We start from the raw sequence: 11,498 nt of genomic DNA on the forward strand, positions 1-11,498 counted from the left end.
GCTCATTCAAGAGAGTACAGTGTGTTTTATCTATTGAGATGAATCCATCTCATAACAGCCTAAGCTTGCCAAAATTTACGTTAATCAGCCTACCTCTGTAAACTGGCTGTTATATAGCTCTGCATAGAATCCATTTGCCACAAGCAGCTCCTGATGGGTCCCTTTCTCAATTACATCCCCATGGTTCATGACGAGAATAACGTCAGCATCCCGAATCGTTGACAGTCTGTGGGCAATCACAAAGCTGGTGCGATCCTTCATCAACTCATTCATCGCCTGCTGAATCAAGGTCTCTGTCCGGGTGTCGACCGAGCTTGTCGCTTCATCGAGAATAAGGATGGAAGGATTCGCAAGAATGGCACGGGCAATCGTCAACAGCTGCTTCTGGCCTTGTGAGATATTAGATGCTTCTTCATTGAGAACCGTTTGATACCCATCTGGCAGTGTGCGGATAAAATGATCGGCTCTAGCTGCAACAGCTGCTTGCCGCACCTCTGTCTCCGAAGCTCCCTCACGGCCGTATGCAATGTTGTCATAGATTGTGCCGTTGAAGAGCCATGTATCCTGCAGCACCATGCCGAACATGCTCCGCAGTCTGCTCCGCGGCATATCCGTAATATCCACACCATCGATTCTAATGGTGCCACCTTGTACTTCATAGAAGCGCATGAGCAGGTTAATAAGTGTTGTCTTGCCTGCCCCTGTCGGTCCTACGATGGCCACCGTCTGTCCCGGCTTCACATCGACATTCATATCAGTGATGAGCGGCTTGTCCTCGCTGTAGCCAAATTTTACATGCTCGAAGGTTACTGCACCCTGCACCTTGCTTGAAATACGGGCTGTATCCTGTTCAGGCACTTCTTCTGTTTCATCCAGCAGCTCGAACACGCGCTCGGCCGAAGCCACCGTGGATTGGATGACATTCGCAATGTTAGCCAGCTGATTGATCGGCTGAGAGAACTGACGTGAATATTGAATAAACGCCAGGATACTTCCGACATCCAGTGACCGTGTCGATACGAGAATTCCCCCAACCACACAGATCAGCACATAGCCAATGTTTCCGATGAACATCATGAGCGGCATGATCAGACCAGAAATAAACTGGGCCTTCCAGCCAGTCTCATAGAGCTCCTCATTGATCTTGTCAAAATCGCGGATCGACTGCTCTTCCCGTCCAAAGGCTTTAATGACATTATGCCCGGTGTACATCTCTTCGACATGACCATTCAGCTCCCCGAGCCTCTTCTGCTGTCCTACAAAATATCCCTGTGACCGGGAAGCGACTACGGCAACCACGATTAAGCTGAGCGGCAGTGTAAGCACTGTAATCAGTGTCAACAATGGACTGATCGTCAGCATCATGACGATGACACCGACCAATGTTACAAACGAGGTAATGAACTGCGCGAGACTCTGCTGCAGCGTATTGCTGATATTATCGACATCATTTGTAGCCCGGCTGAGGATTTCCCCGTGTGTTCTTCCATCAAAATATTTGAGCGGAAGCCGTGACAGCTTGTCGTTAATCTGCTCCCGCATCTCAAATACAACACGCTGCGAGACGCCGGCCATGAGATACTGCTGTATATAGGCAAACAGCGAACTCAATAGATACAAGGCACCAAGCCACATCAGAATTCTGGCAATCTCTACGAAATCAATAGCCGCATTCGGATCAAACAGCGGCTCGGATAAAATATTTGTCGCCACCGCCATTAGTTTAGGTGAAACAATGGTAAACACCGTGCTTAGAATAGCCATAATAAACACAACGATTAATATAGTGTTTTGCGGCTTCAGATAACGAACCAGCCTCTTCATTGTGCCTTTGAAATCCTTGGCCTTCTCAACTGGTCCACGACCGGGATGGCCCCCTGGATGCTTCGGCCCTGCCATGCTGGACGTGTTTTGCGAAGCTTTACTTTTACGACTCATGCAATCTCCTCCTCTGACAGCTGTGAGGACACAATTTCTCGGTATACCTCACTATTTCGGAGCAGCTCGTCGTGAGTTCCACTGCCTACGACTACGCCTTCATCCATAACTAGAATCCGATCTGCATCTCTTACCGTGCTTACCCGCTGGGCAACGATAATGACTGTTGAGTTGACGGTTTCGTCAACAAGAGCAGCTCTAAGCTTGGCATCCGTCTTATAATCTAGAGCGGAGAAGCTGTCATCGAATACATAGATCTCGGGTCTGCGCACCAAGGCTCTCGCAATAGACAGACGCTGCTTCTGTCCCCCAGATACATTGCTGCCTCCTTGCGAGATGATACTCTCATATCCTTCCTCCATCCCGCCGATAAATTCTGCGGCCTGAGCGACCTCTGCAGCATGCCGAATCTCTTCCTCGGTTGCATCCTCCTTGCCGTAACGGATGTTGTCTGCAATGGTACCTGTGAATAGTACGGCTTTCTGCGGGACATATCCGATCTTCGAGCGCAGCTCTTGCTGAGAAATATCTTTTACATCGATGCCATTGACGCGAACACTGCCTTCGGTGACATCATAGAAGCGCGGGATCATCGCAAGCAGCGTGGATTTGCCTGACCCTGTGCCGCCAATAATGGCAGTAATCTCTCCTGGCTGTGCCGTGAAGCTGATATCCTTAAGTGCATATTCCTCAGCGCCTGGATATTTAAACGACACGTTATCGAATTCAAGAGTTCCATGCAGCTGACCTGCCGGCTTGGACACTTCAGGATCTGCAAGCTCCGGCTTCATTGTCAGTACTTCATTGATCCGTGCCGCAGAAGCTGCTGCCCGGGGCAGCATGACGAAGATGATCGACACCATCAACAGAGAGAACATGATCTGCATGGCATATTGAATAAACGCCATCATATTCCCTACCTGGATCTCTCCCGTGTTGATCCGAAGACCGCCGAACCAAATAATAGCGATGACAGAGAAGTTCATCACCAGCATCATAACCGGCATCATAAAGGCCATAATCTTGTTCACCTTGATCGCGGTATCTGTGAGGTCACCATTGGCCTCGGTGAAGCGCTCCTTCTCGTACCCGGTACGATTGAATGAACGGATGACCCGAATGCCTGTCAGCTGCTCGCGCAGAACGAGATTCAGACGATCCAGCTTCTTCTGAATGGCCTTAAAGAGCGGCAGCCCCTTGAAGGCAATCAGGGCAATGGCTCCTGCAAGGATTGGAAGCGATACAACAAGAACAAGAGACAGCTTCGCATCTTGGGATATGGCCATTACAAGACCACCTATAAACATCAGCGGTGCACTAATCATCATCCGCAGCATCATCAGCAGCACGTTCTGAACCTGAGTAATATCATTTGTTGTTCTGGTGATGAGCGAAGCTGTTCCCACCTGGTCAAACTCATGAAGAGAGAAATTCTCAACATGTCTAAACAAACGGCTGCGAAGATCACGTGCAAATTTGCCTGTAACCTGGGAGGACAGGAAGCTTACAAGAATAGAGCATACAGTACCCAGCAGTGCAACAATGAGCATTACACCGCCAATACTCCATATGTAAGAAACGTCCCCATCTGGTATTCCAAAATTGACGATATCAGACATTAGTGTAGGCAAGAATAAATCAGATAACGATTGCAGCAGAAGCAAAAAAACGACGATCGATACACCCGCCTTATACGGATTCAGCATCCGCAGCAGTTTCATCATGTGTGATCACTTCCTTTTGTTGAAAATCTATCTTTGCAGTGCGGGTCAGTGCTTGTCCGCTTCTGTTCCTTATACTCGTACACCCGAGTCAGTAATTTCGCTAATTGAGCACTATCCTCTTCACCTAGATATTCAATCATTTCCTTCATATTGCTAATGAGCTCGCGGTGAACACCCCGGACAGCCTCCCGCCCGGCTTCAGTGATGGTAATCCGCATCACTCTGCGATCGGCTTCATCCATTCTTCTCTCGACTAAGCCCTGCTCCTCCAGTCCCTGAATGACAGGAGTAATGGTCGGCGCCTTGACCCGCATAATTTCACTGATCTCGGATATCTTAAGCCCTTCAAGCTGATCCTTGGTCGTTGGTCCATTCTCTTGAAAATCCGTAATCATCCGCCCGACCACAGCAGGATCGTGCTTCTCAGGCGTTTCCTTCCCCCGGATTAAAGTAACCAGGAGCACAATTTCGCTCGGATTGCGGCCTTCCGTCTTAGGCTGCTTCCAATTGCTGCGGTTAAATCTCATAAATGCAAAGAGTAGATTTTGTGCAAGTATATCCTTCTCTTTCAATGCCTCACCCACTTTTTTTATTTGAACAAAAATCATTGCGATATTGCGATAGATCGAATTAATTAGGTCTCCTAATTAATTATAAATCCATGCAGATTATATGCTTTTGCACGCCTAAGTGTCAAACCGGAACCTTGCAGGATTTTGCTGATCCTTAAGTTATATATTGGCTGTTCTTGGACCGTCACATTCTCTTCATTCCATATAAAAAAAGACGACTGTGGCTCTATAGCCACAGCCGTCCCTCCGCGGATCTGTCATCCATAACTTTTTCTCACTGCTCACCGCATTCATTTCAGCACCAGCATTTACTCTACTATACCTTGCTGTATGCACTCTCAAAGTTAAAATAAGTCCGTGCATTCTCGTAGGATATGCCCTGTACAATACTGCCGAGCAGCTCAAGGTCATGCGGCGCCTCTCCGTCCTCTACCCATTCTCCAAGCAGATTGCACAGCAAGCGCCGGAAGTACTCATGCCGTGTATAGGACAAGAAGCTTCTTGAATCGGTCAGCATGCCGACAAATCGACTGAGCAGACCGACGTTAGACAATGCCTTCATCTGGGCGAGCATGCCATCCTTCGTATCGTTGAACCACCATGCCGCACCGAGCTGGATTTTGCCAGGAATACCGTCACCCTGGAAGCTGCCAGCGATCGCAGCCAGCACTTCATTATCACGAGGATTGAGAGAGTACAGAATCGTTCTTGGCAGCGCATCCTCACTAGCCAGTCCATCCAGCAGCTTCACCAGTGGACCGGCAAGCGGGCTGTCATTGACGGAGTCATAACCAGTATCCGGGCCAAGCAGTCCGAGCATACGTGAGTTGTTGTTTCTTGCTGCATTGATATGGTATTGCATTGCCCAGCCGCGTGCCGCATACAGCTTGCCGAGGAAGATCAGTGTGTAAGTCTTATACTTCTGCTCCTCCAGCAGACTAGCCTTCTCGCCATTTAACACCTTGGCGAAGATGCCAGCTGCTTCCTCGCGGGTTGCTTCCGCATACGGTACATAGTCGAGCGCATGGTCGGATACACGTCCTCCAACAGAATGGAAATAATCTACTCTTGCCTCCAGCACCTCAAGAAACGTATCGTAGTTCGTAATTGAACGTCCAGCAGTCTGCTCCAAGCGGGAGAGCCACTCCCCGAACCCTTCGCGGTTAATCTCAAGCCCCTTATCAGGACGGAATGAAGGCAGCACCGCGGTATCAAAACCATTCAAGCCCCGAATCGCTGTATGATATTCCAGCATATCCGCAGGATCATCTGTCGTGCAGACTACCGTTACTTTGGATTTGGTAATCAGGTCACGAGCACCAAAGCCTTCACCGTTCAGTTTGGCATTTACTTTCTCCCAGATGACCGGTGCATTCTTCTCGTTAATCAGCTCATAGACGCCGAAGAAACGCTGCAGCTCCAGGTGTGACCACGCATATACCGGATTGCCGATCGTCATCGGCACCGTTCTTGCCCAAGCGAGGAACCGATCGTAATCGCTGACTCCCTCGCCTCCTGTTACATACTTCTCTTCAACGCCGTTTGCCCGCATCAGCCGCCATTTGTAATGATCGCCGTACAGCCAGGCTTCGGTTACATTGCGAAACGTTTTATTCTCATAAATCTCCTTGGGACTCAGGTGGCAGTGATAATCAATAATCGGCATATCCTTTGCATACTTTTCGTACAGCTCAATCGCTGTATCATTCGTAAGTAGAAATTGCTCATCCAAAAAAGACTTCATCTTCCTTGCCCACTCCCTTAAGGTTGATTTTGGTTCGTTCAGGTTTATTTCTGCTCTCAAACTCTAACCTACACCCTTTCCCAAGAAAGTTCAACAATAAAATGAGAACGCTAACAAAAATGTATACTGAATGGACATGTGCGTACGCTCACTGACATTTTTCGTGAATTCATGCAATGTAAATGACTGTTGGCTGACATGTCGGCATGATATAAACCGAAGGACTTATATAGAAAATTTTGTTTCAGGGAGGGATTCTGATGATCTATATACCCTTGATTGAAGCAGCTAAAGGTATTATGAAATGGATTCAGGTGAATAACTTTTTCTGAATTTTAACGTTCTTCTATATTGGGAACAGTATAATTGAAGAAAAAAGAAAATGAGGTGTATCGGACAAATGCAAATTACATTTCTGGGGACGGGAGATATGTTCAGCTTCGAACAAGACCACAACAGCGCGATGATCCTGTATAATGACACTCGGCTCATTATTGACTTTCCTGAGTCGAACGCGAAGGTGCTGTATAAGATGGGAATCAAGCTGGATGAGATCAAGGACGTGTTTATTACCCATCTGCACGATGATCACATCAATGGCCTGCAGCAGCTCGGTTATTACGCGCAAGTATTTGGTGAGCAGAAGCCTAGGCTCTACATCCACGAAGATTTAATGGAGCAGCTCTGGCGCTCGCTAGAGCCTGGCATGCGTTATACCGTACAGGGTGAGCGCACCCTGGAAGACTATTTCGAGCTGGTTCCGCTGCGGGAACAGAAGCCCTTCAGCATTGGAGGCGTTACATATGAGCTTACGCTCACGAAGCATGTACCCGGCATGCTGAGCTGTGGATTGTATGCTCCCGGGCTATTCTATTACAGCGGTGATGCGACGATGGATTCCGAGCTGCTTGAGCGCATTGCTGATGATGTGCAGATTATTTTCTATGAGTGCCATCTGCAGGACGTGACCATCTCATCGCATACCCATTTGGACGACATCAAGTCTCTACCGCTGCCGATCCAGGCCAAAACGCTGCTCATGCATTACCACGACGGCTATGCGTCACCTGATGCCCGCAAACAATTTAACAAGGGTGCTGTGTCCAAGCTCGTAGAACCGCTGGAGGTGATTCGGCTGCATGAACAATAATCCACAGAACTCCCCCGATGAGAAGCATACTTCAACAGGCCTGCTATCTAAAAACTCTTTCTACATGGTCATGATCGTTATTCTTTTGGTCATTCTCACCATAAGTATTATCATGAGCTCTCTGGGGATTAACATTGCAGTAACTCTCTCGATCTTAATGAGCTGTGTTGAGTGGATGACGAAATTCATCCTGCCCTGGATCTTCCTTTTCTACTTCATCAAGCTCGTCCACAGCTACACTAGATCGAAGCAGGGTTAATCTGCTTGTACTCCCTCCACTCTTCAGGCAGCAAGGAACGGTAAGGCTCCTGTGCGAAGCGGTCATCGACCAGCACGAGCACACCCTCGTCCTCCTCCGTACGGATGAGTCTCCCGCCTGCCTGAAGCACTTTGTTCATTCCCGGGAAAACATAAGCGTAATTAAACCCGTTTCTCCCGGTCTGGTTGAAGTAATCCCGCAGCATATTGTTCTCCAGTCCAATCTGAGGCAGACCCGTACCTACGACGATTACACCGTTCAGCCTGTCGCCGGGAAGATCAACCCCTTCGGAGAATACGCCCCCGAGCACTGCAAACCCCAGCCGCGTGCGCTCAGGATTCGGCTGGAAGCCGGACAGGAAGGCATCTCTCTCCTCCTCGCTCATGGAAGACTGCTGTATGATGGCATCTACACCCTTGCCTTCATCCTGAGTATAGGTTTCATACACTTCCTGCATATAGGAATAGGACGGGAAAAAGACGAGCAGATTTGTCCCCGGCCGCTCCTCCGCGATCCGCTGCAGAAGTCTGGCGATGGCTCCCTTCGACCTCTCCCGGTCATTGTATCTGACCGACAGCGGTACCAGCCGTACATCGAGCTGATCCTTGCTGAACGGCGAAGGAATGCTGAGCGTATAATCCTCTTCGCCAGCACCCAGCATATCCCGGTAATAATTCATCGGTGACAGCGTGGCAGAGAAATGAATGATAGACCGGTAGCCTTTGCCTGCCTGCCGAAGCAGCTCCGAAGGATCGAGACAATACAGCTTGATTCGGAAGTCACTGCGGATGATCTCCGCATATGTCAGGTAGTGATCATCATAGAGCTTAGCCATTCGAATAAAGTTCTGGGCCGCGAAATACGTGCTAAGCAGCTCTTCCTGCGCTTCGAGACTGACTCGATCTGCAGAAGAGCCGGAGACCAGCTCAATTTCTGCTGTCTCTACGAACTTTTCCAGCCGCTTGATCAGTTCTTCCGGCAGCTCAGACTGAATGATCCGCCCCTCGCTGTTACAGTTGTTCTTGACTGCGTACAGGAACGAGTTAACCTCTCCGGCCGTTCGGGATACCCCTTCATTAGCCGTCTTGTACTCATCCTTGATCCCGAGAAAGACGGATTTGACGAGCTCCGCCGAGAACATATTCCGGCCTCGATCGACCAGATTGTGAGCCTCATCGACCAGTACGGCCGTCTGCTTCTTCTGGTCCTCAAATAAGCGCTTCAAGGACACTCGGGGATCAAAAATATAATTATAGTCGCATACGACCGCATCCGCCGCGTAAGCAATGTCGAGCGAATATTCAAACGGGCACACCTGGTGCTTGCGGGCATATGCTTCAATAACCGGCCTAGTCATGATCGTCTCGTGCTTCATAATATCCAGAACCGCCCCGTTGATCCGGTCGTAATATCCTTCGCACATCCTGCACTGCCCGGCATCACATGCTTCCTCTTCCTTGAAGCAGATTTTGTCCTTGGCGGTGATCGTCACCGAGTTCATATACAGCCCTTGTGCCTGCATTCGCGCAAAGGCTTCCTCCGCCGTTGCCCGGGTCGTTGTCCGTGCCGTCAAATAGAAGATTTTGCTGATATGTCCTGCTCCGACTGCCTTGACAGCCGGGAATAAAGTCGACATCGTCTTGCCAATTCCTGTCGGCGCCTTCGCCATCAGCCCGGCACCTTCGGAGATCGTTTTGAATACAGCACCTGCCAGCTTGCGCTGTCCCGCACGGTAGGAAGGAAAAGGAAAGCCAAGCGCTTCAATGGACGGCTGGCGCTTCTCTTCATGCTCCCTCAGCATCTCCGCATAAGGCGCATAAGCTTCAACAACTTCTCGTGCAAAGATCTCAAGCTCTTCTATAGAGTGGGTAACCAGCATTCTCTTCTGCTCACCGCTGCCTGTCCGTACATAGGTCAGCTGAATCTGCATGCTTGAGAGTCCCTCTGCCTTGGCATACATATAAGCATACATTTTACCCTGTGCCCAGTGAACCGGAAGCCCGCCACCCAAGTCCTCAAGCGGAGCTGCTGTCGACTTGATCTCATCAATCGTCCATGCCCCGTCCAGCTGAATAAGTCCATCGCATCTCCCTTCCACCTTGAATAGAAGATCTCCGCAGGGGATCTGGCCCTTGAGAAATACTTCCTTTTGATCCGTATCTGCATAGGTCTTCTGAATGCTCTGATGAATCCGGGTCCCTTCGTGCATCGTCGCATTCGTCCGGAATCCGCCCGTAATGCTGCCGCTTCGATATACATACTCCACCAGAGGTCTGACAGATATAGAAATTTCATATGGCATGCGTTTCACCCGTTCCTGTTCATTTTCGTCTTCTCACTGTATCAAAATGAAGGTGAAGATACCAGTTCTCTAAGCAGCTTATCCGTATTCGTAAAAGATCGACAAAAACCCCTCTTACGACCACTTGAACGATAGCAGCCAGAGAGGGGTTCTATGAACAATTCGCATGAATTCACTTAAATTCACTTTACTTCTTCGTTTCCTTATAAGGCACGTAATCGGGATAGTCGGTAATAATTCCGTCTACCCTTAGATCAAGCAGGTAGTCCGCTTCCTCTCGGCTGCGCAGTGTCCAAGCATAAATCTTCATTCCTCTAGCATGGATTTGACGAACAAGTGAATGCTCTACTGCATAGATATGTGGATTTACATACGAAGCATAGGCTCGGTATTCATCCAGCTTGTCGTTATCCAAATCTGCAGGATCCTCGATCAGCACACCCGTCGGTACGGTAGGCAGCATATCATGGAATGTCGCCATGGATTCATGGTTAAAGGACTGAACGATCACCTGCCCGGGCCCCATTTTGTCATATCCGTACTTGATCAAGGAGTCCGCCACTTGTCTCTCGATGCCGGGATACAGCTCAGGTGCCTTCAATTCTATGAGAAACCCGATATTCTTACCTCTGTAATGCGCCAGAACCTCTTCGAACGTAGGAATCTGCTGGCTGCTATACTCTCCTCCGAACCAGCTTCCTGCATCCAGGCTTCTCAGCTCCTCCAGCGTATGCATTCTGACTTCTCCCGTCCCACTTGTCGTCCGATCCAATGTGAGATCATGAATGACGACGAGCTCTCCATCCAGGCTCCGCTGTACATCCAGCTCGATCATACTTGACTGCATTCGGTATGCTAATTCAAAAGCAGCCATCGTATTCTCCGGCGCGTACCCCGCTGCTCCCCGATGGGCAACAACTACCGGATCAGCCGAGTTGGCAGCGGCAATATGATCTGTATCTCCACCAATTCCGATGATGGAAGCGATAAGCAAAGTTCTCAAGGTTTTGACCACGCCCGACTCACCTCTCCTTTTTTTTACCTCAACATAACAGGAGAATGTAAAGACCTATCATCATCTGCTGTATATGAATGTAAAGATTTTGAGTTTACTGTTATATACCCGGAATCCATTTCATAATACCTGTATCGTTATTGTTTCCATTGATCTGTTTAGTAAATAGAGAAGAGAATAAGCTATGCTATATTGGATATTGAACATTTTAAATAACAGGAGGTCTAAAGCGATGTATCTATATTTTTTGTCATCACCAATATCGGATGCACTTAAGGAGCACCCTTATTTCACGCTTCAGAATGATGAAGACACACGTTATGTGATCGAACTCGATGCTATGGTCGACAACGACCCGGCCATTCCTGCCTATGAAGCGATTGATGCAAGCGGAAGCCTTAGCGGAAGCAAGTTTATTGTCATGAACAATATTCCGGTCACAGACGATGGAAGAGAAGCATTTGAAGCGAGATTTATGAACCGTGCTCGAAAAGTAGAAGATGAGCCAGGCTTTGCAGGTATCCGCGTGCTTCGTCCGCTGAACAGCGATACGTATGTCATCCTTACCGCATGGGATTCCAAAGCAAGCTTTGAGGCTTGGCAGCAATCCCAGGCCTTTGCCCATGCTCATCAGAAGCGTGATTCTCAAGAAGGTCTGAAGGCTCAAGCTCCTTCAATCTTTGCCCGTCCTTCGTTTATTACGACGTACACGGTGGAATAATCTGATGAAAGACTAACACGATCCTCATGTAAGCCCGTATTACCTGATCCTGATCCTTTAGGGCTGGTGAATG

The 11,498-nt window shown here is 48.8% G+C and carries 9 protein-coding genes; 3 read left to right on the top strand and 6 right to left on the bottom strand.

The window, feature by feature from the left end:
- Positions 1-84 precede the first annotated feature (84 nt).
- From ACFSVM_RS23295 to uxaC, 4 genes are all read right to left on the bottom strand, one after another.
- On the bottom strand, positions 85-1,938 hold the full coding sequence (locus ACFSVM_RS23295; RefSeq protein WP_090724796.1) for an ABC transporter ATP-binding protein: 1,854 nt from the start codon (positions 1,936-1,938) through the stop codon (positions 85-87).
- Complete coding sequence (locus ACFSVM_RS23300) at positions 1,935-3,662, bottom strand: ABC transporter ATP-binding protein (protein ID WP_090724797.1); 1,728 nt, start codon at positions 3,660-3,662, stop codon at positions 1,935-1,937. Before ACFSVM_RS23300 ends, ACFSVM_RS23295 begins: the two co-directional genes overlap by 4 nt.
- The gene (locus ACFSVM_RS23305) at positions 3,659-4,234 is read right to left on the bottom strand and encodes a MarR family winged helix-turn-helix transcriptional regulator (RefSeq protein ID WP_090724799.1); all 576 of its coding nucleotides are present in this window, start codon (positions 4,232-4,234) and stop codon (positions 3,659-3,661) included. Before ACFSVM_RS23305 ends, ACFSVM_RS23300 begins: the two co-directional genes overlap by 4 nt.
- Before the next feature lie 316 nt (positions 4,235-4,550).
- Positions 4,551-5,978: a glucuronate isomerase gene (gene uxaC / locus ACFSVM_RS23310; protein WP_379264869.1), complete on the bottom strand. Its 1,428-nt coding sequence runs from the start codon at positions 5,976-5,978 to the stop codon at positions 4,551-4,553.
- Between the two features lie 400 nt (positions 5,979-6,378).
- Between uxaC and ACFSVM_RS23315 the strand changes: the two genes are divergently transcribed.
- Positions 6,379-7,128, top strand: a complete 750-nt coding sequence (locus tag ACFSVM_RS23315; RefSeq protein WP_379264871.1) for an MBL fold metallo-hydrolase — start codon at positions 6,379-6,381, stop codon at positions 7,126-7,128.
- Positions 7,118-7,387 (top strand): hypothetical protein, encoded by a 270-nt coding sequence (locus ACFSVM_RS23320; RefSeq protein WP_090724803.1) that lies wholly within the window; start codon positions 7,118-7,120, stop codon positions 7,385-7,387. The genes ACFSVM_RS23315 and ACFSVM_RS23320 overlap by 11 nt, the downstream gene beginning before the upstream one ends.
- Here the strand turns inward: ACFSVM_RS23320 and ACFSVM_RS23325 are convergent.
- Both ACFSVM_RS23325 and ACFSVM_RS23330 read right to left on the bottom strand, forming a co-directional pair.
- Positions 7,368-9,689, bottom strand: a complete 2,322-nt coding sequence (locus ACFSVM_RS23325) for an ATP-dependent DNA helicase (protein WP_076314379.1) — start codon at positions 9,687-9,689, stop codon at positions 7,368-7,370. The genes ACFSVM_RS23320 and ACFSVM_RS23325 overlap by 20 nt on opposite strands.
- Before the next feature lie 187 nt (positions 9,690-9,876).
- Positions 9,877-10,704 (bottom strand): glycerophosphodiester phosphodiesterase, encoded by an 828-nt coding sequence (locus tag ACFSVM_RS23330; protein WP_076314378.1) that lies wholly within the window; start codon positions 10,702-10,704, stop codon positions 9,877-9,879.
- A 232-nt stretch (positions 10,705-10,936) separates the two neighbouring features.
- Here ACFSVM_RS23330 and ACFSVM_RS23335 point away from each other — a divergent pair, with 232 nt between their 5' ends.
- Positions 10,937-11,425 (top strand): antibiotic biosynthesis monooxygenase family protein, encoded by a 489-nt coding sequence (locus ACFSVM_RS23335; RefSeq protein ID WP_090724807.1) that lies wholly within the window; start codon positions 10,937-10,939, stop codon positions 11,423-11,425.
- Positions 11,426-11,498: the final 73 nt, after the last annotated feature.

This window comes from Paenibacillus shunpengii, assembly GCF_042684905.1.
In the GTDB taxonomy this organism is placed as follows: Bacteria; Bacillota; Bacilli; order Paenibacillales; family Paenibacillaceae; genus Paenibacillus; species Paenibacillus shunpengii.